Source organism: Neomelitea salexigens DSM 19753 (genome assembly GCF_000422345.1).
GTDB lineage: Bacteria > Pseudomonadota > Gammaproteobacteria > Pseudomonadales > Spongiibacteraceae > Spongiibacter > Spongiibacter marinus_A.
Map to the genome: position 1 here is coordinate 286,496 of NZ_AULP01000002.1, position 25,280 is coordinate 311,775.

A 25,280-nucleotide genomic window follows, 5' to 3' on the forward strand; every position below is an offset into this window, starting at 1 on the left:
CGGTGCATACAAGGACGTATCGCACCACTTGGGTTTTCTGCTAGGCAGTGAAACACCACATTTTGCAGAGACGGCTTCGCAGCTCTTTCCCAAACTTTGCACAATGGCGGCGTTACACCACCGCTCAGCAAAAGCTCCCTGAGGCACTATCTCCGATCTAGAAAGAATTCACCCCAGCGAATACTGGGGTTTTTTTATTGGGAGTAAAATGCCAATAAGGGCTCTCTGAGCACCTGCAAAAAAGAGCCCTTATCCTCGTTTACTTGCCTTTAATGCCCAGCAGTTCCACTTCAAAAACCAGTGCCGCATTGGGGCCAATCATCTGTCCCGCGCCACCAGGGCCGTAGGCCAGGTCAGAGGGGATAAACAGTTTCCACTTGGAGCCAACCTTCATCATCTGCAGCGCTTCAGTCCAGCCCGCGATCACACCATTCACCGGGAAGCTTACGGTTTCACCCCGCTGATAGGAGCTGTCAAACACGCTGCCATCCAGCAATGTTCCCTCGTAGTGCACTTCTACCGTGTCACTCTCGCTCGGGCTCGCGCCATCTCCTTCTGCCAGTACCTTGTATTGCAGACCGCTGTCGGTGACGACAACACCCTCGGCAGACGCATTTTCTGCCAGAAATGCCTCAGCTTCTTTACGGTTTGTTTCAGCCAGGGCCTGAGATTCCACCTGACGTTCGGCCATCTGCTTTTGCTGGTAAGCTTGCAGCGTCGACATAATCTCTTCATCGCTCATTTTCAGCTCACCGCCGGCAATGGCGTCACGTACACCCGCGCTAAATGCATCGACATCCAGCGGTAAGTCGTCGCCGAATCGCGAACCAATATTTGCGCCAATTCCGTAGCTTACCTTCGCAATCTCGGAATCTAATGATGGTTCAGAGTTATTGCCACCGCAGGCAGCCAGCAACCCGCTCATTACCACCGCACCCACTACTGTTTTTTTCATGAAACTACCTTAGTTCTTAGGGAATTGGGAACCGCCGAGTCATTCGGCGGCACCTGTGTCAGACCATAGTCTGCCACAAGCGTTCACATAGACACAGGCGCAGACAAAAATTGGCGCCAACCAGCAGATAGCTTCCCGCCAACAAGTTTGTATAATGGAATTTGACGGTTTTTTAATCATTCCGCGGGCCCATAACTATGGTATTTAATAAAAAGAAAGTAAAAGAGAAGCCCTTGGCCGAGCTGCAGCGCCTCCAGTCAGAACTGGAAACGCTGCGCGCCAAACAGCTCGCCACCCTCGAAAAACAGCTACAAGCCATTGAAAAATCAGTAGAAACGCAGAAAACAAAAACAGAGAAGGCGCGCCACAACCACAGTGAAGCGAAACAGCGGCTGCGCGACAAGCAAGGCGAGAAACCCAGCCTGATCAAGCGGGCGGAAGACAGCCTGACCAGGGCCCAACAACAGCTGGACGATGCACAAACCCAGCTTGCGGAGCTGCGCAGTGAAGCATTGAGCCTAAAGCTCCAGTTGCGCAAAGAAAAAGCGGTAATCAAAGCAATGAATGATGCCGAAAAATCACTCAAAGCGACAAAAAAAGCGCCAGCAGTGACCAAAACGGCGAAAGCACCCGCAACAAAAAGTACCAAGGCCGCACCGAAAGAAAGTTCCTCCCCGACCAAAGCCGCGTCAAAGCCGAAGCCGAAGTCAGAACCAAAAGCCGCCAAAAAGCCTGAAACGCCTGTAACACCGAAAAAAAGCCAGGTTCCGCCGAAAGCAAAAGCGCCAGCCACGCCAAAAAGCGCTGACGCTACCAGCACTACCGCAACGCTGGCGAAGAAAGCCACACCACGACAACGTCTGCCCAAGCGGATGAGCGACATTCCCAGCCACCCGAATAAGGCCGAAGACCGCCTAGCAAGTCTGTTCGACGACTTCTAACACCGCCTTTACCGTTCTGTGCTTAATGCCCTGACGAGACGATCAAGAACGGTCTTCTCGGCGGCCCCGGCAACAGCGCGGATATTACGTTGCAATAATTGCAGCGTTGGCACTTGCTCTGGATTCCAAGGCAAGACTAGCTCCTCGAGCTGTGCCAGCTGCCAGCGCTCGGCCACAAGCTCCGCCTGTTTCAGGCTCTGATAGGTATCGCGCTGCCGCTCACAGGCCTCGCCGCCCTGGGGCCGGCTGGCACGCCGCAACGCGCGAAGCGGCTCTATCAGCGAATCCTGTAGCGCGCTCGCGCCGCTAACCAGCACTTGCACACGCGGCCCTGTCAGCCGTATGCCGCGCTCGGCCAGATAGGCCGCAACCATAATTAACAGTACGTTTGCCCCGGCTTCATCTTGCAAGGCTATGCAGCATTCGGCGACGCCATCGCGCGCATAACGCTCAAGCGCATAGTCCCACAACACACCGCTTTGTGAAGAATCTGTCTCGCTTGCCATAAAATCTGCCGACTCGCCCATACACCCGCGCTATAATCGCGCCCCATGATTGAACTGATAAATCTCAGCTTACAACGCGGTGGCAAAGCCTTGCTAGAGGAGGCGTCGCTGCGCGTGAATCCCGGCGAGCACATGGCGCTGGTTGGAGCCAATGGCAGCGGTAAATCCAGCCTGTTTAAACTGCTGTGCAATGAGCTCAGCTATGACAGCGGCGACCTGCAGATGCCCGCGCAATGGCAGATCGCGCAAATGCGCCAGGAAGTAGAGGCCAGTGACCGGCCGGCAATCGAATACGTGATTGACGGCCACCAGCACTACCGCCGCATCGAAGCCGATATTGAGACCTGCAATGACGACCATCGTCTTGCCGAGCTGTTGGCGGAGATGGAGCTGATCCACGCCTACCAAATTCGCAGCGACGCCGAACAACTCCTGCAGGGGCTGGGCTTTGCGCTGACAGAGGTGGGCAAGCCGGTCAGTGACTTTTCGGGGGGCTGGCGCATCCGCCTCAATCTAGCCCAGGCCCTGATGTGCCCGTCGGACCTTTTGCTGCTCGACGAACCGACCAACCACTTGGATCTCGACGCCAGTCTGTGGCTGGAACAGTGGCTGCGACGCTATGAAGGTACGCTGCTGCTTATCTCCCACGACCGCGATTTTATCGACGCCTGCTGCGACTTTGTCGTTCACCTGGAACACCATCAACTCCATCGCTATCGCGGCAATTACAGTGCTTTCGAACGCCAGCGAGCAGAGCGCCTGGCGCAGCAACAGCAAGCCTATGAAAAGCAGCAGGCTGAGCGCGCCCATATGGAAGATTTTGTGCGCCGCTTTCGCGCCAAAGCCAGTAAAGCCAAGCAGGCACAAAGCCGACTTAAAGCCCTTGAGCGCATGAGCGAGATCGCTCCCGCGCATGTAGACTCCCCCTTTCATTTTCGCTTTTATGCGCCGAGTCAGTACTCCGACCCGCTGCTGGGACTCAGCAATGCCGCGCTGGGGTATAGTGAGCCCTTACTCAACAAGGTAAACCTGAGCATTCACCCAGGCAGCAGAATAGGCCTGCTCGGTGCCAACGGCGCGGGCAAGTCGACACTAATGAAATCCCTCGCGGGGACGCTAACGCCACTCAGCGGGCAGCGCCACAGCGGCGAACACCTGCACATGGGCTACTTCCACCAACACCAGTTGGAGTCCTTGGATCTCAATGCCAGCCCGCTGTTGCAGCTTCAGCGTCTCCGGCCCGACGCCCGAGAGCAGGATATTCGTAACTTTCTCGGCGGCTTTAACTTTAAGGGTGAGCGCGCCGAAGGCAGCTGCTTACATTTCTCAGGCGGTGAAAAAGCGCGCCTTGCACTCGCTATTATTGTTTGGCAGCGGCCCAACGTACTGCTACTCGATGAGCCCACCAACCACCTGGACCTGGAGATGTGTCACGCGCTCACCAGTGCCCTCCAGGAATTTGAAGGTGCGGTGATTGTGGTCTCTCACGACCGCCACCTGTTGCGCAATACCGTCGACGAGCTGCTGCTGGTCGACAACGGCTCGGTTAGCCCCTTCGACGGCAGCCTGGATGACTACCGCCAATGGTTATTGAGCCGCAACAGAGAACTGGGCGATAAGCCGCAGCCGGCCAGCACGGCACCCGTTGTCGACAAGAAGAAAGCGCGCCAAGACGCCGCCGCAAAACGGGCAAAACTGGCCCCCCTCAACAATGAGATCAAAAAACTAGAGCGGACACTGCAAAAAGTCGCCGAGCAGTTGCAGGCCATAGAAGCTCAGCTCGCCGACACCAGCCTGTACGATGAGGCCAACAAACAACAATTGAAAACACTGTTGGCTGAGCAGGCGCGCCTGCAAACAGAAAACAACACTGCGGAAGAGGCGTGGCTGGAACTGCAAGAACAACTGGAAGCATTGGCAGACTGAGCCTGCCAATGCTGGCGGGCTACTTGCCCTGAACCATTGCCATGAAGGCCGCCATGGCTTTTTCAGACTCCGCATCCAGCTGCTGGCTGATGGGCATCTCCGCCATGCGCGCTTTCCACTCAGGCAGACCGGCCACTTCGACGCAGACATCTCGCTGATACAAGGCGCCGCTAACCAGTTCAACAACGACCAGCGCGTAGCGCAATACAATATCCGCGGCCGTCATCTGCTCACCCATAATGAAGGGCCGAGGTGAAACCAGCGCCGACAGCGCCCTAACGCCTTTGTCGAGCGCCTCAGCAACCTCGGCGACAACGCCCTCATCAGCTTTTGCTGCCCCCAGTACCGCTGGTAGCAAACGGCGAGCGGGAAGCTCTAAATACAGCTCAATAATCTTCATTAGCTCCCGACACTTCGCTCGCTGCCACTCGTCACTTGGGAGCAGTGGCTGCTCTGGATAGCGCGCGTCCAAGTACTCCACTATCACGCTGGTCTCTGCGAGAAAGCCCTGATCGGTTTCAATGCAAGGCACCTTGCCCAGCGGGCTCTTGCGCAGATAATCGGGCTCAGCACTCGGGTAAACCGTGATCTCGTCAAAATCAATGCCCTTATGCAACAGGCTGTGCTTAACCATGTTGAAATAATTACTCACAGCAAACCCATAGAGCTTAAGCATTTTGTTCTCCACATCGAGGTAATGAGCTCATCAGTATAGACACGCGAAACAACAGAGTGAAAGCTGACAGGATGGTAAGTTGCTCACCGACAGGACTTTGGCTAAGGTTTCGCTTCCGTATTTTTTGGTGAACACCATGCCCGTTTCTCTGCCCATCGATATCGCCCTTGTAAAAGGCTTTCTCGCCGATGACGAAGCCGATGCCCTTTACCGCCACGGCTGCGAGCAAGCCCCGCGGGGCGCCCTGCTAGAAGTGGGCAGCTATTGCGGAAAATCTACTCTCTATCTTGCCAAGGCTTGCCAGGATAGCGCCCCTGAGAGCGGTGTTGTGTACGCCGTTGACCACCACATCGGCTCCGAAGAACACCAATTGGGGGAAATGTTTCACGACCCCGAGCTGTACAACGCCAACGACGCCCACTTCGACACCTTTGCTGAGTTTCGCCGAAATATCCGGCGCGCTAACTTTGAGCAGTGGGTGGTACCGCTGGTTGCGCCCTCCGAAGTGTGTGCCAAGCATTGGCAAACCCCCTTAGCAATGGTCTTCATCGATGGTGGGCACAGTCTCGAGGCAGCCCTAAACGACTACCGATGCTGGACAAGCCACATTCAGCGCGGCGGTATCCTGGCTATTCACGACCTATTCCCCAATCCCGAAGAGGGCGGCCAAGCGCCTATTGCCATCTATCGCTTGGCACTCGCCTCCGGCTTATTTGAAGCGGTCGAGCGCGTGAATAGCCTGGGTATTTTGCGGCGCTTGTAGGCTACGACGGTGGGTCGATGTTTGCTCCCAAACTCGCATTGACCCGAAACCAACCCGCAATGCTATGGCGCAGACGCGCGGCGGGGAGTACTTCGTGGGGAACCGTCTCGCTGAGGAACACCACCAGGGTCCCCATCGTCGGCTGAACCGACGCCTCCACCTGACCGTCACCACTGTATATCAGCAGCTCACCGCCATCGGCAGAACCCCACTGCGGATTGAGATAGAACACCGTCGACAGTACGCGGTTGCTACGCCCGCGAAAAGCGTCGACATGTTTTTTGTAAAAACTCCCCGGAGTGTAGCGCGCAAAATGGCACTCATAATCAAACAAGCCCAGGAAAAGCCGCCGATTGATACCGACGCGCAGCATTTCCATCCATGCCAAATACCCCGCTTCGCTCGGCTCGCTGTCAGAAAACCAGCGTATATGATCGCTGCGAACATAGTCGTCGCGCTGATAGGCTTGCTGCCGCCCCACGCCTGCAGGGCGAAAAGCACTGTCACCCAGAGACGCCACTCGCTGCTGCAGCTGGCTCGCTAAGCTGCTGGGAAGCGCAGATTGAATCACCGCATAGCCGCGCTCCGACAGCGCCGCTGCCAGCTCATCAAACATCGCTTCGCGCGACTGCGCGCTACCCAATGGCTCTGTTGCCACACCACCCCCAAAAATAGCGGCTAGAAAGTCGCGGAGTGTAACCCGCGCCAGCACTGCCAATACATCTTTTATTTGAGCTGCCGTAGCAACAACAATAAATCAGGCAAAAACTGTAAGTAGCTGCAGTAATGCCACAGTTGCTCGCGCAGCGGCGGGCGCAGCTGGCGATGCACCTCGTCTAACAATCGGTGCAAGCGTTGACGACGCCACATACGGTTCATCCCACACTCAACAAAGGGTGCAGCTAAAGGTGTCAGCAGTAACACACCCACCATGCCCGCCGCCGCACCGCTGATAGAAACCCACGCGGGCACACCAACCCAGCTCGACCACCAGGCAGCCAGCCAGCCTTGATTGGCGATATATAAAGAGCTGGCCGCCGACGCCCCTAACAGAGAAGCACTGCCAAACAAGACTTTGTCACTCAGGCCTCTGCCGGCGAGCCCCAAAGCGAGGAACACCAGCATATCGCGACTGCTATCCTGGCTTAGCCCCCATCGCGCGACGGCTTGCTTCAGGCGGCGTTCAGCCAACTCTGGCTGCAAGGGCGCCAACTCGGACTGCAGCTGCGCGACCGCATTGGGGTCGTAATCTGGGTGAGACGTCAGCCGATTCATCAGCAGCGTTTGCAGCCCATTGAGGTCAATCACGTGGTCTGCCAACAGCTGGGCAACAGCCTGCTCTTTACCGGTAAGTGGCCTGACGCTTTGAGGCCTGCGGCGAACTATCCGCCACAGGCTGCGCGGCAGTGCCGCTAAATCCGCCGGAATATCTCGGCGGTGCTGCCAGTGGCGGCGCATAACGGCAGGCAAGGCCTTAAACTCGCGACGGTACACCTCCTCTAGCCGCTCATGCGCTTGCAGGAAATGCCGGTCGATATCCTCGGCCAGCTCGCTCGCCCACTGCTCCAGTGTCCGCGAAGACTGCCGGCTAGCGTTCACCGCGGCCCCCTGCACTCACCAGTGCCCGAGCATTTTTCAAAAATGCCTTGTAAGCTACTGACCATGCAAACAAAATACTCCTATTAACACAGCAAGCGGCCACCGCCATGTCAGAACACACCGAATACGTGAAATGGTTTAGAAACTCCGCACCGTATATCAACGCCCACCGTGGAAAAACCTTTGTACTGATGCTCGGCGGCGAGGCGATAGCCGATGCTAATTTTGCGAATATTGTGCACGATATCGCTTTGCTAAACAGCCTTGGGGTGCGGCTAGTGCTCGTACACGGCGCCAGACCGCAGATAGAACAGCGCGTCAGCGACGCGGGCCTGTCCAGTCAATTCCACAATGATTTACGCATTACTGACGAACAAGAGCTGCGCTGCGTAACCGATGCTGCCGGCTCACTGCGTGCCCATATCGAAGCCCTGCTGTCGATGGGCGTTGCCAACTCGCCGATGCACGGGGCGTCCATTCGCGTCTGCTCAGGCAACTTTGTCACAGCCCGCCCGATGGGCGTGATCGACGGTGTCGACTTCAAGCACACCGGCGTGGTGCGCAAAGTGGACGCCGGCGCGCTTGCCCAGCAACTGGATCAGCAGGCCATCGTATTGTTATCGCCACTTGGCTATTCGCCAACGGGAGAAATCTTCAACCTGAGCGCCGAAGACGTTGCCGTTCATACCGCCGCGACCCTAAAAGCCGACAAGCTGATTTTGCTCACCGGCGGCTCAGGATTATTAGACAGCGAGCAGCGCCTGATCCGCCAGTGTGAGTATCGGGATGTCGATGCCGAGCTGCAACGACAGCCCACCCTGGGACGAGACAGTATCGTGCAAGCGGTCGTTGACGCCGGAGACCTCGGCATCGACCGCTGCCATATGGTGTCTTACTCAGAAGACGGTGCCCTGTTACAAGAACTCTTTACTCGCGACGGTGCCGGCACGCTGGTAACCCAGGAACATTACGAGCAACTCCACACCGCGAGCATCGACGATATCGGGGGCATCTTAGCGATTATCGAGCCGCTGGAGGCGAGGGGCGTATTGCTGAAACGCTCGCGCGAACTGCTGGAAAATGAAATCGGTCATTTCAAAATTTTGGTTCGCGATGGCATGGTCATCGCCTGTGCAGCACTTTACCCTTACGCCGAAGCCGGCGCCGGGGAAATAGCCTGCGTCGCCACGCATCCCGATTACCGCGGCGCCGATCGCGCCGAGCGACTGCTGGCCCAGCTTGAGCGGGAAGCCCGGCAACAGGGGCTAAACCAGGTTTTTGTACTAACCACGCAAACCGCTCATTGGTTTCAAGAGCAGGGCTATGTGCAATGCCCCTTTACCGAATTGCCCGAAGCCAAACAGAAACTCTACAACTTTCAGCGCAATTCAAAAGCGTTTATCAAAGCGCTTTAACGGGGGAAGATAGTTAGATAATGCGAATTCCCCGAATCTATACCTCGCAAGCCTTAAGCAATGGTCAGCAACTTGAGTTGGAGGAGCGCGCAGCACACTACCTGCTGCAGGTACTGCGCATGAAAGTGGGCCGCTCTGTGCGCCTGTTTAACGGCGACGGCAACGACTACCTGGCCACCATTTCTGACGCCAACCGGCGCCAGTTGTGGTGCTCAGTCACCGATGTAGACAGCTCGCAAGACTGCGAATCACCGCTGCGAATCGAGCTGGGTATTGGCCTCTCGAAGGGCGACCGCATGGACTGGGTTGTTCAGAAAGCGACTGAACTGGGCGTTGCGCGGATAGTGCCGTTGCGCAGCGAAAGGGTCGATGTGAAGCTCAATGCCGAGCGCGAAGAAAAGAAATGGCGGCATTGGCAGCAAGTCATGATCAGCGCCTGCGAGCAATCCGGCCGCAGCCAGCTGGTAGATGTCGCCGCCCCTCAGGAACTTGAGCACTGGATCAATAGCTGCCGCGCCGAGTACAAGGCGGTACTCAGCCCACACCACGGCGAGAGCGTCGCCCGGTCCGCAGCCCCAAAAAGTGTTGCCTTACTGGTGGGCCCCGAAGGCGGACTCACTGACGATGAGGTTGCCCGTAGCATCGAGCTGGGCTTTAACTGCATGGCCCTGGGGCCGAGAATTCTGCGCACCGAAACGGCACCACTGGCAGCAATCAGTGTTCTTCAGGCGCGCTGGGGAGATTTTACCTAGCGATCACTCCGCCTGCTCCGCAGGGGAGAGTTCCGTGAGGATTTTTTCCTCAAGCACGTCAATATCCGGTATCAATAAGCGCTGGCCATGCACTTCAACGTCGGCGAAAATCACCGGCTGATCCTCGCAGTGATCCAAGGTCTTAACATCGCCGGCGTGAACACTTAACAAGTGGGGCACCGACGACAGCAATATCGCGTAATGCGGCAGGCGCTCGCGGTCGTTCAGCCCGGCCATCACCGCCACTTGTCGGATCGCTGGCTCCACAGGCAACTCACCGTCGCGCAAGCCTTCAAAGCACACCAGTGGAATCTCGCGCTGGCGCCAGCGCAACATCCCCAAAATGAAGGTCGATGCCATGGCAGAGCTCAACTGTCGCGCACTGGCAACCTCCACCACACAGCTATTGGGTAGCAGCAGCCCGCCACCGGAGATGGGCATGATCAGGTTCGCCAAGGAGGCATCAGGTAAGGCATGCATCATTCCGCGTCCACCTTCGACATAACTTCCTCAATCGCTTTTAGCAGCTGTATTTCCTGATAGGGTTTACCCAGGAAGCGCGTGACACCCAAGCCCGACGCTCGCTGGCGGTGTTTCTGGCCGGTTCGCGAGCTAATCATAATAATGGCAATCTCCTTGAAGCGCGGCGAGCTCTGCAAGCGGCTAGCCACTTCAAAACCATCCATCCTCGGCATCTCTATATCCAGCAATATCACATCCGGCAGCGCATCCATTTCCTGCAGCTGGTTGACGGCTTCCAGCCCATCGCGCGCCAGTGTGACCTTCATCTGCTGGCGCTCAAGCAAGCGCGACGTCACCTTGCGCACGGTCACCGAATCGTCGACAACCATGACATGTTTGACGGGAACGTCGCTGCTGGGCAGCTGCCCCTGCACTTCAGCACCACTCAAGCGCCGCGTTGCGTCGGCGCGGATACTGGCCAGCATATCCAAAATCACCACCACACTGCCGTCACCCAGCACCGTGGCGCCAGACAAACCCGGCACAGCGGCAAACTGCGGCCCCAGTGATTTCACCACCACTTCCCGCGAGCCCATCAATGAGTCAACCTGTACCGCGGTTGCCGGCTCGGCATTGCGAATCAGCAGTACAGGTTTCGGCTCCAACTGGCCCTCTAAGTGGGGGGCGGACACACCCATCAACTGCCCCATATAGCGCAGCTTGTATTGCTGACCGGCATACTCAAAGTCCGGACCACCGTCTTCGTAGTAAACCTCCAGCTCATAAGGGCTGACGCGCACGATGCCTTCGATGTTGTTCAGCGGCACGGCATAGACCTCACCCCCGACACTGACCATGAGTGCGCGGTTAACGGACACCGTAAACGGTAGGCGAATTTCAAAGCGGCTGCCCTGCCCTTGCGAGGTGCTCACCTCGATGGAACCGCCGAGCTGCTTGATCTCGCTATGCACCACATCCATACCGACACCACGGCCGGATATCTGCGTAACATTGTCTGCAGTGGAAAAGCCCGCATGGAAAATAAAATCGAGTAACTGACGCTCGCTAAGTTCAGCCCCTGCTGCAACCAAGTGCATGCGCTCAGCCTTGGCCCGAACCGCAGCCAAATCAATGCCCGCACCATCGTCGCTAATCGTAATCACGACATCACCGCCCTGGCGATCAAAGCGCATCGACAGCTCACCCTGAGCAGGCTTACCGCTTTGCTCGCGCTGTTCCGCCGACTCTATGCCGTGGTCAATGGCGTTTCGCAGCATGTGCTCCAGCGCGGGAATAATCCGCTCTAACACCCTGCGGTCCATTTCGCCTTCGGCGTTGTAAACCTTGAAGTCGACGTCTTTATTCAGCTCGCCACACAGCTGACGGACGCCGCGTCGCAAACGCGGAACCATGCGCGAGAAATGCACCATCTGCGAGTGCATCAGACCTTCTTGAAGCTCGGTATTGACCCGCGACTGCTGCAATAGCAAGGTCTCCATATCGCGACTTTTATCGACGACCGTATTGCGCAAATCGACCAAATCCGACGCCGATTCCAGCAGTGCTCGCGACAGCTGCTGCAGCTGTGAGTAGCGGTCGAATTCCAGTGGATCGAAGCCCTCAGCACCCTCACTCTCCATTTGCTCCTGGCGGTGAATAATTTGTGCTTCGGTTTCCATGTCCAGTCGGCGCACCTGCTCCTGCAAGCGCTCAACGGTCATTTCCATTTCTTCCAGCGAGAAATGAACTTCACTCACCTGTTCTTCGATACGACCGCGAGCAATCGAGGTTTCACCGGCGAGGTTGATCAACCGCTCCAACAACTCAGAGGGTACCTTGATCATTTCCTGCGGGCCGCGTGCCTGTATCGCAGACCACTGCGGCGCCGTGCCTTCAGCAGGTTTAGGGGCCACTGCCTCCGACGCCGGCGCGACCTCTAAGGTCACTACCGGTGCCGCCGGAGTGGGGGCAGCTGCCTCGGTGTCCAAACCGTCGAGCATCGCCACCAGTTTGTCTTGAGCCTGCTGAACAATCGGCAGCAAGTCCGCCAAAGACCTCTCACCTTTGGCAAGGGACTCGGAGATTTCGGTTTCCATCTGGTGGGCGAAATCACCCATCGCCGTTAGGCCGGTAAGGCGCGCACCGCCCTTAAAGGTATGCAAATAACGCTGCACATCATCGAGATAGCGGGGATTGTCGCGATCTTCATCCCAACTGTGCAGGGCGTTGTCCAAACCCTCCAGTAAGTCCCTCGCCTCTTCCATAAAGATTTCGAGAATATCCGGGTCGATATCCTCAATATCCGCCGCGGGCAATGGCGCTGCCATCGCGGTACTGTCTTCAGACAACTCAGCCGATGAAGGAGTAGCGGCAAGAGCAGCGGCGGGCGTTTCGACAAGCGCCGAGGCGTCGAAGTCGCGCAGCTGCTCAAGCAGCTCTGCATTCACCTCGGCACTGTTTTCCGCAGCAATTTGATTCAGGTCGTCCATCAATTGGTCGAGGGCACGCTCGGTCAACTGCAAGAACTCGGCTGCTAATGGATCGCGACCATGGCTGAGCAATACCTGCAGGGCCTGCGCTATCTCGGCGGTGCTTTCACTGCCAATATCCTCTGCGCGCTGGGCGAACTGCCCCATTATCGGCGCGTACTCCTGCATGACCGAGGCAGTTATCGGCTGATCGGCATCGCGAATTTTATCGATCAAGCCCTGAATATGATCGCCAAAGGTGAGTAAGAACTGATTTAGCGCATCAGGGGCTATTTGGCCGGCTTGTCGCTGGGCCTCGGCGGTTTCCGCCTGCGCCATCAAGCTGATTTCGGCCTGCTGAATACGTTCGCGCAACGCCGATGATGCCTCCAAACTGGAAGCCGGGCTGTGGCGCAAACGCTGCACTAGCTTGCGCGTTTCCGCCAGCACATCAGCGACCAACTGTATGAACGCTTCATCCACCGCGATGCGCATCGAGCGGGCTTCTTTTACCAGCCCTTCCAGCGGCGTAATAATACTGGCCACCGCCCATATTTCGGCCATTTTCGACGAGCCCTTCAAGGTATGTAGGGCGCGCTGCAACTCATCGCTGAGATGGACAGGGTAGCTGTAAACACCTTGAAGAAACTGTTCAACCTGGCGCAGGTGAACTTCCGCCTCACCGATAAACACGGCGGTTAGTTCGGCTTGTTCTCCGTCGCTGACCACAGGTTCCTGCGCACTGAGCTCCGGACTTTGCTCCTTTGCCAACAACTCTGCATCGGCAAGTAAATCGCGCAACTGCGACGGTGGTAAGGCCCTCTTATGAGACAGCTCTTCAATCAGCTCGGGGAGTAATTGAGCCGCTCGTTCAACCACACTAAGGCGCAGCGGATCCATCGTGAAGTAACCGTCGACAACCTTGTTGAGCATGTTCTCAATCGCCCAAGCAAAGTCGCCACACTGCTCCGCCCCCGCCATTCGACCACTGCCTTTCAGGGTGTGAAAGGCTCGGCGCACGTCCGCTAATAGTGACGGCGACGACAAACCATCGCGCCAGCGAGGTAACTTCTCGCCCAGGCTTGCCTGCACATCCCCTGCTTCCTCAATAAAGATGTCGAGCACATCGGGGTCGAGAGCCAATTCCTCTGTCGCAGCGACTGGCTCGACAAATTCCTCGCCCTCGTCCTCAGCCAGGGGTGCCTCTTCGGTCGCCTTAACCGGCATGGCAATAATATTATCTGGCGCGCTTTGGTCGACGGGATAGCCCAGCCTTGCCACACACTCCGCAGCGACCCGAATCAGCCCTTGGTCTTCTACCCTCGGCCCGTCGGCACTGCGCTCTAAGTAGTAATCGACGGAGGTCATTGCATCGGCCAACGCGTCGAGCATCGGCCACTCTGGCACCTGTTCGGCGTCCACTAATTGCTCGCGAATGTAATCCGCCGCCCGTCCCATCACCGCAGCGGCATCGGCGTGTTCGCTAGCCTGCAGCGCGACCGCCAAATCACTGATACGCTGTGGCAAGCCCTGCAAATAGTGATGCTGGCATTGTTCTGCCACATAGTTGACGAGCGCTTCCTGAATGTCTGCCAATTCGGCGCGCGCTGCACCAATCGTCGACTGCTGCTCACCACTCGCCGGCAGTTGGGGTGCAGCAGGCTCTGGCTCAACATCGAGCTGTTCGGCCACTCTCGCAAGCACGCGGCTCAAGCTAAGCTGTGCACTCTCAACCCCGGATTCAATACCGGCAGCCGCGCTGCGCAGCGCATACAGGGGCTGGATTAAGCCCAATATCGCCATGGCGTCGGCAAAGACCTCGACCCGTTCATTTATGCGGCTGACTTCAACGCCGCTATCCAGCTCTGCCGATAAATCCCGCAATGCCACAACCAAGCGTGGCTGGGCGGTGGCAATAAACTGCTGCTGGCCCTCAAAAGAGGTGAGACCGGTGGGGAAACCCTGAGTCTTGCGAAGCCGGCTCAGCGCCTCGCTCTCGTTGGCACTGCACAGCGCGTAGAAAACAATATCGTCGAGCAAGGCATGTCGCGACGCATCGGAGGGTGCGCCGTTGGCAAGGGTGCGAATTTCATGCCCCAAGCGGTGCAGGAAGTCGATGCGCACCGCACCCGCGGGGAGACGGTCAGCCTGAATCGCTTCAATAAGTACACTCGCAGACTGCCACAGCAAATAGCTGGCCTGCTCACTCTGTAAGCGCGCAACGCGGCTACAGACTTTATGCAGATAGGCGAGATTTTTGTCATCGTCGCCACCGTCGAGGTAGGCCTTCAGGGCAATTTGGTACATTTTGTGAAGCTTGGCCATTAACTCAGCCAAGTCATCGCGCTGCAGCGAGGGTTCCACCGCGAGCTGTGTTTGCGAGGCCTCAAACAGCAGCCCCGAGGAAAGCAGGCGACCACCGCGCGCCGCGCGCAATTCGTTGAAAACGAGAATAAGATCGACCGGCAGTTCGCTGCGCGCATTGCGCAAAGAGTCGAAATATCGAGGTAACGCCTCACAGGCAACGGCAACCGCTTCCAGCAGGTCTCCGCGCTGCGCCACCGGTACGTCGCGCTCTATCACTCCGGTTACGGCAGCTTCCATTTCTGCAAGCAACAGCGCGGCACCGCTGAACTCGATCATTTGCAGCGAGCCCTGCACTTGGTGCAGCTGACCGCTGAGTGGCTCAAGCGTTGCCGGCTCACTGCTGTGTAACGCAGAATCGCGAATCATCGCAGCACATTGCAGCAGTGTGGCTTTAAGCTCTTCGCTCAGCCACTCCAGCGCAATAAAATCTCGGCGGTCACTCATATCCGTCAGCCTTTGTTCCTATTTTTCACCGACAGCCCCTGTCGGCCAGCGCTCAGGGCTTATACTATTGGTTCGGCAAGGTGAAACCGGCCACCGAGCTGCGCAGGTCGTCGGTCATGGTGGCCAACTCCCCAATCGAATTCGCTGTTTCGGTACTACCCGCTGAGGTTTGCGAAGTAATTTCTTGAATGATCTTCATCGTTGACGAGATTTGCCCCGCCGACTTCGCCTGATCGGCCGCTGCGTTTGAGATCGTTTCGATCAATTCCGCCAATTCCTGAGATACCGTTTCGATCTCTGTTAGTGCGGCACCCGCGTCCTGAGCAAGGCGTGCCCCCCGGACCACTTCCGAGGTGGTTTGCTCCATGGAAATAACCGCTTCATTGGTGTCGGACTGAATCGTTTTTACCAGGGCCTCAATTTGCTTTGTCGCACCCGACGAGCGCTCAGCAAGGCGCTGAACTTCATCCGCGACCACCGCAAAACCACGACCCGCATCACCGGCCATCGAGGCCTGAATGGCGGCATTCAGTGCCAGGATATTGGTCTGATCCGCGATATCGTTGATCAGCGAGACGATGTCACCGATCTCCTGCGTCGACTCACCCAGTCGCTTGATACGCTTGGATGTCTCTTGAATCTGCTCACGGATATTGTCCATGCCTTTTATCGTGTTCTGTACGACTTCAGCACCGGTATTAGCGATAGCTACCGAGCGCTGGGCAACCGCAGCAGATTCACGGGCATTGCTGGATACTTTGTCGATCGTTACCGCCATTTCGGTGATGGCCGCCGAGGCACCGGCAATTTCGCGGGCCTGACTCTCTGAGGCCTCGGCCAAATTCAGCGCGGTGGCCTGTGACCCCTGGGCCGCGAGCGACACCTCCTGCGCGGTTTCGTTAATCTGCGAAACCAAGACCCGCAACTGGTCGATGGTGTAGTTAATCGAGTCGGCAATCGCCCCGGTGAAGTCCTCGGTCACCGTTGCCGACGTTGTCAAATCACCGTCGGCCAAGTCAGCCAATTCATCAAGCAGGCGCAAGATTGCCGTTTGGTTTCGTTCGTTGGTTTCCGCCGTTGCCCGCAAGCGCTGCTGCGCGGTGCGAATGGAGTTCATACCCAATAGGCCAAGTGCAATAACAACGACGCCCACAAAGCCAATCGCGGTAACCACCGACAATGGGCGCTCTTCATCAAGCCGGCTAATGCGACTAGAAAGGTTACTAGTGACCTGCATAATCTCCGGAACATTTACGACAATCACGCCTGCCGCTTCTGCCGACTTCAGTAGTTCCGGAGACACTTGGAAAATTTCGTCCACCGAACCACTAATCATCTGGAAGTCCTGCCCGACCCGCATTAGCAGGTTGCGCGCATTTTTGTCGGCAACCGGAGCCACGCCGATCGCTTTATTGCCCGCCAGCATGCCGCGCAGTACCGTGCCAAACTCATTGGCGTCGACCGTAAACTGCTCGGCTGCCGCGGTGGCAGCATCGGTGCCCTCCAACATGCGGTCTACGTTGCGCGCAATCCGCTCCAACAGCAGCGACTGACGCTGAGCAATGGCCACCTGGTTAGCCGAGGCATCGCTTTTGAGCATAATGCCTACAACTTTGTTGTAGGCATCTTGAAGCTGGGGAATAAGTTGGTTGAGGTTTGCAGCGACCTCGTAGAGAAAAACGATGCGCTCGCGGTTGCTAACAATGGTTTCTGCAGCACTGTCTACCTGTGCCCACAAGCGATTGAGCTGAGCAATGTCGCCGCCGAGCATGTCCGCCGGCGAGGGCAGATCTTTGCTCCCCTCCACCAGCTCGCGGCGCACCGCACCAAAATTCCGCTGCGCCCTGGCTAGCGTATCAAAGGAGGCGGTGTCACCCAGCGCGGCCTCGCGCGACGCATTTGCCAGCTGCTGCGCATAGAGACGCATTTCACCCGTCAACTCCAAGTAGCGCTGATCGTAACCGGCATCGCGCAGTATCACATAGGTATTAAAGCCTGCCCCGATAAACCCAACCAGCATCAATGCGACAATAACACTGGCCGCACGCCCCGTTTTTAGCTTAGCGGCATCGCCTTTTCTTGCTGCTTTCATTTGCCCCGACTCCAGGATATTTCCATGTTTTTCTTGTCGTTGTCGCGCCTATATGGCGACCTCGTAGAAGTCTCTGACTTCCATCAGTTTTAGTGGTCTGAATAGCGCCCATTCTCGACTGCCCTGCCGATAAACGCCGTCGCTGAAGCGCTGCATTGGCGGCAAAATACTGCCGAGCTCTTCACTGAATGCATCCGCGTGAAAATGCTGCATACCGAAAACGTCATCCACAACCAGGCCGGTATAGATCTCGCCGCGCTCAAGCACCAAAACGCGGCGCTGACCACTGGCCGTTGCGGTTGTGTCATCAAGGAATTGTGCGAGATCCACCAGCGGCAACAGACGCCCCCGCACATTGGCGACGCCTTTGATCCAGCTTTTCACGCCCGGAAGCCGGGTTGCCGGAGGCTCGCTGAGGACTTCAACAATTTCGCCCATAGGCACCACACAATACTGCGAACCAATAGCGAAGCCGATACCGCTCCACAGGGATTCTTGGCTGTCGGTTTGTTCGACAACGTCGCCGTCGGCACGGCGACTGCGACGGGCCAGCTCACTTAGATAACGAAAGGCGCTCTGCGCTTCGGTCATGGTGACGGGCTACCTTAATTCAGAACTGACTCAATCGTTTTGATCAACAGCTTGCCGTCTACCGGCTTAGTCAGGTAGCCCTTCGCCCCCTGACGCTGCCCCCAGAGGCGATCCGTTTCTTGATCTTTCGTGGTAACAATAATCACCGGTACGCTGCTGGTATCAGGGTCCCGGCTGAGCTGACGTGTTGCCTGAAAGCCATTGAGGCCCGGCATCACGATATCCATCAGTACAACGTCGGGGCTTTCCGCTCGCACCAGCTCAATGCCCCGTTCACCACTCTCTGCAGTAATCACGTCGTAGCCGTTTTTACTGAGAATTTGGCGAATCTTCACAATTTCTGTGGGCGAATCATCAACGATCAATACACGTGGCATTACATCCCTCTCGCAGTAGCACCCCTGTTCTTTAGATTCAGGAGCATATAGCAGGCCTTTCTGTGCGGCCCTTTTATGTGGTTTATATTTATTATCAGTTTGATACGTGTGCCTGAATGGCATCGAGTAATTCATTCTTACTGAAGGGCTTGGTCAGATACTGATCCGACCCAACGATACGGCCTTTCGCTTTGTCGAACAAGCCGTCCTTACTTGAGAGCATGATCACCGGCGTCGACTTAAACTCGCTGTTGTTTTTGATCAAGGCACAGGTTTGGTAACCATCGAGCCGGGGCATCATGATATCGACAAAAATAATATCGGGCTTGGTATCGGCAATTTTTGCCAGTGCATCAAAGCCATCTATTGCCGTCACCACGGTACAGCCCGCCTTGGCGAGCAAAGTCTCCGTCGTTCTGCGAATGGTTTTACTGTCATCGATGATCATGACCTTCAGGTCAGAAAAATTGGCTTCCATAAACTCACAACCTTATTCTGTGCCAATCCGATAGCGTCGCGACGGTGCGTCGCAACCTATTTTCAGAGCGAAATTTTTACCACGGAATGCTCGCACCCGCCATCATCTTATTATGTCAAAGCGCCCACCGGCAGGCGGCTTTACCGCAACACCAATTGCCGTAAGCACGGGGAATACGGTATTTTAGTTGAGCGATGAGAGCATGCTCTACAAAAGAGCATAGCGCGTTTACCCGTAGATAGCGCCTCCCTCATGAAGGCCCCTATCCAAATACCTCGCCATCATCGCAAGGCCTTCGGGTCGCGTCCCCATATTCATTAAGGGTTTGGGAGCTGTCTCACATATTTGCCACAGGTGATTAAATGACGATTCGCTTAGGCGTGGTCATGGACCCGATCGAACAGGTCAACTACAAAAAAGACTCCACTCTCGCCATGTTGTGGGCCGCCGACGAGCGCGGCTGGCATATCGATTACATGACGCTGAGCGATCTTTATATCACCGCAGGGGCTGCGCGTGCGCAAGTGCGCAAGATCACCCCATTCAAAAACCCCGACAACTTTTATCAGCTCGACGATGCCCAAGACATCGACCTTGGAGAACTTGACGTCATTTTGATGCGCAAGGATCCCCCGTTCGATAACGAGTTTCTCTACGCCACTCATATACTGGAACTGGCCGAACGCCAGGGTGCAATGGTGGTGAACCGCCCCCAATCGCTGCGCGATTGCAACGAAAAACTGTTCGCACTGCAATTCCCACAATGCACACCCACCCAGCTGGTCAGCCGCGACCCCGCTCGCTTGCGCGCCTTCCACCGCGAACACGGCGACGTCGTCATGAAGCCGCTCGACGGTATGGGCGGCAGCTCTATCTTTCGCCTGCGCCCTGACGATGCCAACGTTTCAGTAATCATTGAAACCCTCACAAACCACGGCCGCACCATGACCATGGCACAGCGCTACCTCCCCGAAATTAAAGAGGGTGATAAGCGCATCTTGCTGGTCGACGGCGAGGTGGTCGATTACTGCCTGGCGCGGATTCCCGCCGCCGGAGAGAGCCGCGGCAATCTGGCAGCAGGTGGCAGCGGGCGGGCACAGCCGCTCAGCGAGCGCGACCGCTGGATAGCCGCCCAAGTCGCCCCGGTAGCACGCGAGAAGGGCCTTCTGTTTGTTGGCCTGGACGTTATTGGCGACTCGCTGACGGAAATCAATGTCACCAGCCCTACCTGCATCCGCGAAATCGATGCCCAGTTTGGCACCGACATTGCCGGCCAACTCATGGATGCAATTTCGAATAAACTGGCAGCCAAGCGGGCGCAATAGTCAATGGCAGTCGCCTTTCCTATTCACGAAGAGCGCTCGGACTCTCCCGAGCGCCTCGGCTTTATTTTCTGTTTCGCGGCAGCGCTGCACGCAGCACTTATTTTGGGCATCAGCTTTTCTGCACTGAGCAGTGACCCAAAACTACCCAGCCTTGAGGTCACTCTCGCGCAATATCAAAGCCAAAACGCGCCAGAAAAGGCCGACTACATTGCCCAGCACGACCAATTGGGCAGCGGCAGCCTGAAAGACAAAGCAGAGCTCAGCAGTCGTATCGATAGCGCCTTCCACGACAATAGCGCGCCACCCGAACACGTTTTCAAACAAACGAAGGCCCAGCAGGCCAGTGAAAATCGCGCCATCCTCCACAGTCGCAACGACAGCGCGCAGCGTATCGTAACGGATCAAAACGCCGATAAGCGCCAACCGCAGCCTCTCAATGGCGATGACGATATGACCGAGCTGAGCGAGAACATCGCGGCGCTCGAAGCCCAACTTGACCACCTAAACCAGGCCTACGCCAGCATGCCCAGGCCGAAATTTATCACCTCCGTCGCCACCCGCGGCTCACCCGACGCCCTGTATCTGGATCGCTGGGAATCACATGTTGAGCACATTGGAAACTTGCACTACCCGGAAAGCGCCCGAAAACAAGGCCTGACCGGTGAGCTGCGCATGCTGCTTATGCTTTTCCCAGACGGCCGTATCGATGAGGTGAGAATTATGCGTAGCTCCGGCCACCCGGAGCTCGACAAAGCGGCAAACCGAATTGTCCGACTTGCGGCCCCCTACGAGGCCATTCCCAAAGACGTACTCGATGGCAAAAATCGCCTCGGCATCGTTCGCACCTGGCGCTTCGAGCGCAACAGTCTGCGCGCGAACAGCCACTAGCGCTTGAGATTGGCAAAAATTACCCCATACTAAAAACTACTGCGCTAACTGCTTGCCTCGGAGCTGTTATGGCTGAGCCCACCTTTTCGTCAATGCAGGATCACTTCCTTGTCGCCCTACCCAACCTTGGCGAAGGCATTTTTGCCCATAGCCTGGTCTATCTCTGCGAGCACGACGAGAATGGCGCCATGGGCTTAATCGTCAACAGACCTCTGGATATGGATGTCGAGGAAATTCTGGCCCAGCTCGACTTTGACGAACCAGGGCAGCACCGCAAGCAACCCGTTTTTGCCGGCGGCCCCGTTCATACTGACCGCGGCTTTGTTTTGCATCGCCGCGACAAACAGCGCTGGGATGCCAGCATTGAAATCAGCCCCAAACTGGCGCTTACCACCTCACTGGACATCCTTGACGCCATCGCGCGGGGTAGCGGCCCCGCTGACACACTCATTGCCCTTGGCTATGCTGGCTGGGCGCCCGGCCAATTAGAGGAAGAGCTCGCCGACAATGCCTGGCTGTCACTACCCGCTGACGACAAAGTCATCTTCGACACTCCTGCCGATCAGCGTGTGGATGCTGCACTGGCTAAACTAGGCATTAATTTCGCCCAACTCGGCTCAGATAGCGGCCACGCCTGAAGGCTACCCTTCGCTGCGCTACAATACCGCCTCACCAATAGAAATTTACCATTATGAGTGCAGCACAACGTTATCTCGCCTTCGACTATGGGCTCCGCTGGATTGGTTGCGCCGTGGGGCAAAGCCTCACCGGCAGTGCGTCAGCCCTGAAGTCGCTGCGCGCCAAAGATGGCATTCCGCAATGGCACGAAATAGAAGCGCTACTGAAAGAATGGCAACCGCAAACCGTGGTCGTCGGGCTGCCGTTAAATATGGATGGTAGCGAGTCAGAAATGTGTCAGCGCGCGCGGAAGTTCGGCAACCGCATTCACGGCCGCTTTGGCGTTGCGGTCGACTTTGCTGACGAACGACTATCCAGCTTCGAAGCCAAAGGGGAGCTAATTGAGCAGGCCGGCAACCAAGGCTTCAAAGACCGCGGCGTCGATGGCCTCAGTGCTGCGATCATCCTGGAAAGCTGGATGCGGCAGCGGGGGTAAAAGTTGTAAACCCCTACAGCCTAGCGGCGGCCAATGCCGCCCGGGGTGTCCTTTTCCACCTCTTGCATCGTCAAGTTACCCGCCGCGCTTTGCATCTTGTCAACGTTATTGTCGGCACCCAGCTTAATCAGCAACCGCAGGTCGTTCGCCGAATCCGCGTGAGCGATGGCATCTTGGTAAGTAATTTCGCCCGCTACGTACAAGTCGTACAAGGCCTGGTCAAAGGTTTGCATCCCCTGCTCGGTGGACTGGCGCATCAGGTCTTTCAGCGCAGCCACTTCGCCCTTGCGAATCATATCGGCGGCCAAGGGCGTATTGAGCAGTATCTCCACACAAGCGCGGCGGCTTTGACCATCGCGCGTCGGCAACAGCTGCTGCGCCACCATGGCCCGCAAGTTCAATGACAAATCCATCCACAGCTGACTGTGACGCTCTGGCGGAAAGAAATGCAAGATTCGGTCGAGTGCCTGGTTGGCGTTGTTCGCGTGCAGGGTGCAGAGACACAAGTGCCCAGTTTCAGCAAAGGTGATGGCGTGCTCCATGGTTTCCCGCGAGCGGACCTCACCGATCATGATGACATCCGGCGCTTGGCGCAGCATATTTTTCAGCGCCACTTCAAAGGACTCCGTATCAATGCCCACCTCACGCTGAGTAACGATACAACCACGGTGCTGATGTACAAATTCGATGGGGTCTTCCACGGTGATAATGTGGCCGCGCGAGTTTTCGTTGCGGTGACCGATCATCGACGCCAGCGACGTTGATTTACCCGTTCCCGTCGCACCGACGAAGATAATCAGCCCGCGCTTGGTCATCGCCAGATCCTTGATCGTGTCCGGCAGCCCAAGCTCATCGGTGGTGGGAATGCGCGTTTCAATTCGGCGCAATACCATCCCCACCAAATTACGCTGATAAAACGCACTGACGCGGAAGCGACCAATGCCCCGCGAGCTGATGGCGAAGTTACACTCTCTGTCGCGAACAAACTCGCGGCGCTGTTGCTCATTCATCACACCCAGCACAACTTCCCGAGCCTGCTCGGGGCTTAGCGCATTACTGCTCATGGGTATCAGCTGGCCATTGAGCTTCACCGAAGGCGGCACCCCTGCTGAGATAAATAAGTCTGAAGCGCCTTTTTCCTGCATGATGCGCAGCAGCTTCTCGATTTCCACCCTACTCTCCTCGGCGCTCGCGCCGCCTCATTCTAAAAATTCTCGGGGAAGCGCGCTTTTAACTTAGCCGCATCGCGCGTGACCTGCCGCTTGGACAGCAGCTCTTTCAGGCACTGATCCATCGTCTGCATACCGACATTCGCCCCGGACTGTATGGCTGAATACATTTGTGCGACCTTGTCTTCACGAATCAAATTACGAATGGCGGGCGTGCCAATCATAATTTCATGGGCAGCAACACGACCGCCCTCAGGCTTCTTCAACAGTGTTTGCGAGATAACTGCCTGCAGCGACTCCGACAGCATGGAGCGCACCATCGACTTCTCTTCCCCAGGGAATACGTCGACAACCCGGTCAATGGTTTTTGCCGCAGAGGTGGTGTGCAGAGTCCCGAATACCAAGTGTCCGGTTTCAGCGGCCGTCAGTGCCAAACGAATGGTTTCTAAGTCACGCAGCTCCCCCACCAGGATGATATCGGGGTCTTCACGCAGCGCCGAGCGCAGTGCCTCGTTAAAGCCGTGGGTGTCGCGGTGCACCTCGCGCTGGTTCACCAGGCATTTCTTCGACTCGTGTACAAATTCTATGGGGTCTTCGATGGTGAGAATATGGTCAAACTTGTTGTCGTTAATATAGTCGATCATCGCCGCAAGTGTTGTCGATTTACCCGAGCCCGTGGGGCCCGTCACCAACACCAGCCCGCGCGGCAACATGGATACATCCTGAAAGACCTTCCCCATCCCCAAGTCTTCAAGGGTCAGCACCTTCGACGGAATTGTCCGAAACACCGCACCAGCACCGCGGTTGTGATTAAAGGCATTTACCCTGAAGCGGGCAACACCGGGCACCTCAAAGGAGAAGTCGGTTTCGAGGAATTCTTCGTAGTCACGCCGCTGGCGGTCGTTCATAATCTCGTAAATCAAGCTGTGAACTTCGCGGTGCTCCATGGGCGGCACATTGATACGCCGCACATCGCCATCGACACGAATCATCGGCGGCAGGCCGGCAGACAAGTGTAAATCCGAGGCATTTTGCTTGGCGCTAAACGCCAGCAACTCTGTAATATCCATGATTCTCCTTAGTTACAGCAATGGGCAGGCTGCCTGCTCTCTATTGTTATGCGTAGTAGGATAATGCGTTACCGCAGCGCGCCAACACAATGCTTTTATTATGGCAGCACCCTATCAACCAGAACGCGACGTGGAGCAAAAAATAGCGATGACACACTCCCAGGTACTGTCTTCAAATATAGCATCCCTGCGAGCGCACATTGCTCAATGTGCCGCTGATGCGCGGCGCAATCCAGCAGAAATTACCCTGCTAGCGGTAAGCAAAACCCGCAATACCGACGAGGTTGCCGACGCAGTGGCCAATGGCCTGACTAATATCGGCGAGAACTACCTCCAAGAGGCCAGGGAAAAACAGCAAGCCCTAAGCCACCTCAATATCTGCTGGCACTTCATAGGCCCGATACAATCCAACAAAACCCGCGAGATAGCCGAACACTTTTCCTGGGTACACAGTGTCGACCGACTCAAGATCGCTCGCCGGCTCAGCGATCAGCGGCCAACATCGCTGCCCCCACTGAACATTTGCTTGCAGGTCAACATTAGCGAGGAAGCCACAAAGTCGGGGGTATTACCCAGCAACGCACTGGACCTCGCCCGAGGCGTCGCCGCGCTGCCGGGGCTCACACTCCGCGGCCTCATGGCCATCCCCGCCGCCAGCACCGATCTTGCCGAGCAGCGGCAAGCGTTTGCGCAACTTCGGCAACTTCGCGATCAAATAGCATCAGCACTACCCGAACTCACCCTCGACACGCTGTCGATGGGGATGTCCGGTGATATTGACGCCGCCATTCTCGAGGGCTCTACCCTGCTGCGCGTCGGCACCGCCATCTTTGGCCCACGAACGTCGGCCACAAAAAACTAGGGGCTGCCCACATTCATGACGCTGCCGGCCTGGCGTTGAA

23 protein-coding genes are annotated in these 25,280 nt (G+C 56.7%); 10 read left to right on the forward strand and 13 right to left on the reverse strand.

Annotated elements, in window-relative coordinates; genetic code table 11:
* Positions 1–259: 259 nt before the first annotated feature.
* Positions 260–955, reverse strand: coding sequence for a BamJ family beta-barrel-assembly machinery protein (locus H573_RS0104690; RefSeq protein ID WP_027873247.1), 696 nt, complete (start codon positions 953–955; stop codon positions 260–262).
* Positions 956–1,152: 197 nt separating this feature from the next.
* Between H573_RS0104690 and H573_RS0104695 the strand changes: the two genes are divergently transcribed.
* Positions 1,153–1,896 carry a hypothetical protein gene (locus H573_RS0104695; RefSeq protein ID WP_027873248.1) on the forward strand — a complete coding sequence of 248 codons (744 nt, stop codon included), beginning with the start codon at positions 1,153–1,155 and terminating at the stop codon, positions 1,894–1,896.
* Positions 1,897–1,904: 8 nt separating this feature from the next.
* Here H573_RS0104695 and H573_RS17060 read toward each other — a convergent pair whose 3' ends face one another.
* On the reverse strand, positions 1,905–2,402 hold the full coding sequence (locus H573_RS17060) for a TIGR02444 family protein (protein ID WP_161624238.1): 498 nt from the start codon (positions 2,400–2,402) through the stop codon (positions 1,905–1,907).
* 45 nt (positions 2,403–2,447) lie between these two features.
* Here H573_RS17060 and H573_RS0104705 point away from each other — a divergent pair, with 45 nt between their 5' ends.
* Positions 2,448–4,328, forward strand: a complete 1,881-nt coding sequence (locus H573_RS0104705; protein WP_027873249.1) for an ATP-binding cassette domain-containing protein — start codon at positions 2,448–2,450, stop codon at positions 4,326–4,328.
* Between the two features lie 19 nt (positions 4,329–4,347).
* On the opposite strand, the gene H573_RS0104710 is transcribed toward H573_RS0104705, so the two are convergent.
* Complete coding sequence (locus H573_RS0104710) at positions 4,348–5,004, reverse strand: glutathione S-transferase family protein (protein WP_027873250.1); 657 nt, start codon at positions 5,002–5,004, stop codon at positions 4,348–4,350.
* Between the two features lie 136 nt (positions 5,005–5,140).
* Here H573_RS0104710 and H573_RS0104715 point away from each other — a divergent pair, with 136 nt between their 5' ends.
* On the forward strand, positions 5,141–5,767 hold the full coding sequence (locus tag H573_RS0104715; protein ID WP_027873251.1) for a class I SAM-dependent methyltransferase: 627 nt from the start codon (positions 5,141–5,143) through the stop codon (positions 5,765–5,767).
* 1 nt (position 5,768) lies between these two features.
* On the opposite strand, the gene H573_RS0104720 is transcribed toward H573_RS0104715, so the two are convergent.
* Together H573_RS0104720 and H573_RS0104725 are read right to left on the reverse strand one after the other, a co-directional pair.
* A complete protein-coding gene (locus H573_RS0104720; protein ID WP_234701837.1) occupies positions 5,769–6,425 on the reverse strand; it encodes a 2OG-Fe(II) oxygenase in 657 nt (218 codons plus the stop codon).
* Between the two features lie 68 nt (positions 6,426–6,493).
* The gene (locus H573_RS0104725) at positions 6,494–7,366 is read right to left on the reverse strand and encodes a hypothetical protein (RefSeq protein WP_027873253.1); all 873 of its coding nucleotides are present in this window, start codon (positions 7,364–7,366) and stop codon (positions 6,494–6,496) included.
* A 107-nt stretch (positions 7,367–7,473) separates the two neighbouring features.
* Here H573_RS0104725 and argA point away from each other — a divergent pair, with 107 nt between their 5' ends.
* Entirely contained in the window at positions 7,474–8,781 is a 1,308-nt protein-coding gene (gene argA / locus H573_RS0104730; protein ID WP_027873254.1) for an amino-acid N-acetyltransferase, read from the forward strand.
* Positions 8,782–8,801: 20 nt separating this feature from the next.
* On the forward strand, positions 8,802–9,533 hold the full coding sequence (locus H573_RS0104735) for a 16S rRNA (uracil(1498)-N(3))-methyltransferase (protein WP_027873255.1): 732 nt from the start codon (positions 8,802–8,804) through the stop codon (positions 9,531–9,533).
* Positions 9,534–9,536: 3 nt separating this feature from the next.
* On the opposite strand, the gene H573_RS0104740 is transcribed toward H573_RS0104735, so the two are convergent.
* The 6 genes from H573_RS0104740 to pilG all read right to left on the reverse strand — a co-directional run bounded on the left by H573_RS0104740 (position 9,537) and on the right by pilG (position 18,812).
* Positions 9,537–10,016 carry a CheW domain-containing protein gene (locus tag H573_RS0104740; RefSeq protein WP_027873256.1) on the reverse strand — a complete coding sequence of 160 codons (480 nt, stop codon included), beginning with the start codon at positions 10,014–10,016 and terminating at the stop codon, positions 9,537–9,539.
* Positions 10,013–15,274, reverse strand: coding sequence for a hybrid sensor histidine kinase/response regulator (locus tag H573_RS17065; RefSeq protein ID WP_051171020.1), 5,262 nt, complete (start codon positions 15,272–15,274; stop codon positions 10,013–10,015). Before H573_RS17065 ends, H573_RS0104740 begins: the two co-directional genes overlap by 4 nt.
* A gap of 64 nt (positions 15,275–15,338) precedes the next feature.
* A complete protein-coding gene (locus tag H573_RS0104750; protein ID WP_027873257.1) occupies positions 15,339–17,366 on the reverse strand; it encodes a methyl-accepting chemotaxis protein in 2,028 nt (675 codons plus the stop codon).
* 48 nt (positions 17,367–17,414) lie between these two features.
* Positions 17,415–17,957, reverse strand: a complete 543-nt coding sequence (locus H573_RS0104755) for a chemotaxis protein CheW (RefSeq protein ID WP_027873258.1) — start codon at positions 17,955–17,957, stop codon at positions 17,415–17,417.
* 14 nt (positions 17,958–17,971) lie between these two features.
* Complete coding sequence (locus tag H573_RS0104760) at positions 17,972–18,334, reverse strand: response regulator (RefSeq protein ID WP_027873259.1); 363 nt, start codon at positions 18,332–18,334, stop codon at positions 17,972–17,974.
* Positions 18,335–18,428: 94 nt separating this feature from the next.
* The gene (gene pilG, locus H573_RS0104765) at positions 18,429–18,812 is read right to left on the reverse strand and encodes a twitching motility response regulator PilG (protein ID WP_027873260.1); all 384 of its coding nucleotides are present in this window, start codon (positions 18,810–18,812) and stop codon (positions 18,429–18,431) included.
* A 362-nt stretch (positions 18,813–19,174) separates the two neighbouring features.
* Here pilG and gshB point away from each other — a divergent pair, with 362 nt between their 5' ends.
* From gshB to ruvX, 4 genes are all read left to right on the forward strand, one after another.
* The gene (gshB, locus tag H573_RS0104770; RefSeq protein WP_027873261.1) at positions 19,175–20,137 is read left to right on the forward strand and encodes a glutathione synthase; all 963 of its coding nucleotides are present in this window, start codon (positions 19,175–19,177) and stop codon (positions 20,135–20,137) included.
* 3 nt (positions 20,138–20,140) lie between these two features.
* Entirely contained in the window at positions 20,141–21,025 is an 885-nt protein-coding gene (locus H573_RS0104775) for an energy transducer TonB (RefSeq protein ID WP_051171021.1), read from the forward strand.
* A gap of 68 nt (positions 21,026–21,093) precedes the next feature.
* Entirely contained in the window at positions 21,094–21,663 is a 570-nt protein-coding gene (locus H573_RS0104780) for a YqgE/AlgH family protein (RefSeq protein ID WP_027873263.1), read from the forward strand.
* 53 nt (positions 21,664–21,716) lie between these two features.
* Entirely contained in the window at positions 21,717–22,139 is a 423-nt protein-coding gene (gene ruvX, locus H573_RS0104785; RefSeq protein WP_027873264.1) for a Holliday junction resolvase RuvX, read from the forward strand.
* 20 nt (positions 22,140–22,159) lie between these two features.
* On the opposite strand, the gene H573_RS0104790 is transcribed toward ruvX, so the two are convergent.
* Both H573_RS0104790 and H573_RS0104795 read right to left on the reverse strand, forming a co-directional pair.
* Entirely contained in the window at positions 22,160–23,284 is a 1,125-nt protein-coding gene (locus tag H573_RS0104790; protein WP_422730522.1) for a PilT/PilU family type 4a pilus ATPase, read from the reverse strand.
* 59 nt (positions 23,285–23,343) lie between these two features.
* Positions 23,344–24,378, reverse strand: a complete 1,035-nt coding sequence (locus H573_RS0104795; RefSeq protein WP_027873266.1) for a type IV pilus twitching motility protein PilT — start codon at positions 24,376–24,378, stop codon at positions 23,344–23,346.
* A gap of 100 nt (positions 24,379–24,478) precedes the next feature.
* Between H573_RS0104795 and H573_RS0104800 the strand changes: the two genes are divergently transcribed.
* Positions 24,479–25,240 carry a YggS family pyridoxal phosphate-dependent enzyme gene (locus H573_RS0104800; protein WP_234701838.1) on the forward strand — a complete coding sequence of 254 codons (762 nt, stop codon included), beginning with the start codon at positions 24,479–24,481 and terminating at the stop codon, positions 25,238–25,240.
* The last annotated feature ends 40 nt before the right edge of the window (positions 25,241–25,280 follow it).

Coding starts and splice junctions, on each gene's coding strand:
- pilG (WP_027873260.1), bottom strand. CDS start 18,812: ATGGAAGCCAATTTTTCTGACCTGAAGGTCATGATCATCGATGACAGT.
- H573_RS0104795 (WP_027873266.1), bottom strand. CDS start 24,378: ATGGATATTACAGAGTTGCTGGCGTTTAGCGCCAAGCAAAATGCCTCG.
- H573_RS0104690 (WP_027873247.1), bottom strand. CDS start 955: ATGAAAAAAACAGTAGTGGGTGCGGTGGTAATGAGCGGGTTGCTGGCT.
- H573_RS0104715 (WP_027873251.1), top strand. CDS start 5,141: ATGCCCGTTTCTCTGCCCATCGATATCGCCCTTGTAAAAGGCTTTCTC.
- argA (WP_027873254.1), top strand. CDS start 7,474: ATGTCAGAACACACCGAATACGTGAAATGGTTTAGAAACTCCGCACCG.
- H573_RS0104750 (WP_027873257.1), bottom strand. CDS start 17,366: ATGAAAGCAGCAAGAAAAGGCGATGCCGCTAAGCTAAAAACGGGGCGT.
- H573_RS0104800 (WP_234701838.1), top strand. CDS start 24,479: ATGGCAGCACCCTATCAACCAGAACGCGACGTGGAGCAAAAAATAGCG.
- gshB (WP_027873261.1), top strand. CDS start 19,175: ATGACGATTCGCTTAGGCGTGGTCATGGACCCGATCGAACAGGTCAAC.
- H573_RS0104710 (WP_027873250.1), bottom strand. CDS start 5,004: ATGCTTAAGCTCTATGGGTTTGCTGTGAGTAATTATTTCAACATGGTT.
- H573_RS17065 (WP_051171020.1), bottom strand. CDS start 15,274: ATGAGTGACCGCCGAGATTTTATTGCGCTGGAGTGGCTGAGCGAAGAG.
- H573_RS0104740 (WP_027873256.1), bottom strand. CDS start 10,016: ATGATGCATGCCTTACCTGATGCCTCCTTGGCGAACCTGATCATGCCC.
- H573_RS0104695 (WP_027873248.1), top strand. CDS start 1,153: ATGGTATTTAATAAAAAGAAAGTAAAAGAGAAGCCCTTGGCCGAGCTG.
- H573_RS0104755 (WP_027873258.1), bottom strand. CDS start 17,957: ATGACCGAAGCGCAGAGCGCCTTTCGTTATCTAAGTGAGCTGGCCCGT.
- H573_RS0104735 (WP_027873255.1), top strand. CDS start 8,802: ATGCGAATTCCCCGAATCTATACCTCGCAAGCCTTAAGCAATGGTCAG.
- H573_RS0104780 (WP_027873263.1), top strand. CDS start 21,094: ATGGCTGAGCCCACCTTTTCGTCAATGCAGGATCACTTCCTTGTCGCC.
- H573_RS0104775 (WP_051171021.1), top strand. CDS start 20,141: ATGGCAGTCGCCTTTCCTATTCACGAAGAGCGCTCGGACTCTCCCGAG.
- H573_RS0104705 (WP_027873249.1), top strand. CDS start 2,448: ATGATTGAACTGATAAATCTCAGCTTACAACGCGGTGGCAAAGCCTTG.
- H573_RS17060 (WP_161624238.1), bottom strand. CDS start 2,402: ATGGCAAGCGAGACAGATTCTTCACAAAGCGGTGTGTTGTGGGACTAT.
- H573_RS0104760 (WP_027873259.1), bottom strand. CDS start 18,334: ATGCCACGTGTATTGATCGTTGATGATTCGCCCACAGAAATTGTGAAG.
- ruvX (WP_027873264.1), top strand. CDS start 21,717: ATGAGTGCAGCACAACGTTATCTCGCCTTCGACTATGGGCTCCGCTGG.
- H573_RS0104790 (WP_422730522.1), bottom strand. CDS start 23,284: ATGCAGGAAAAAGGCGCTTCAGACTTATTTATCTCAGCAGGGGTGCCG.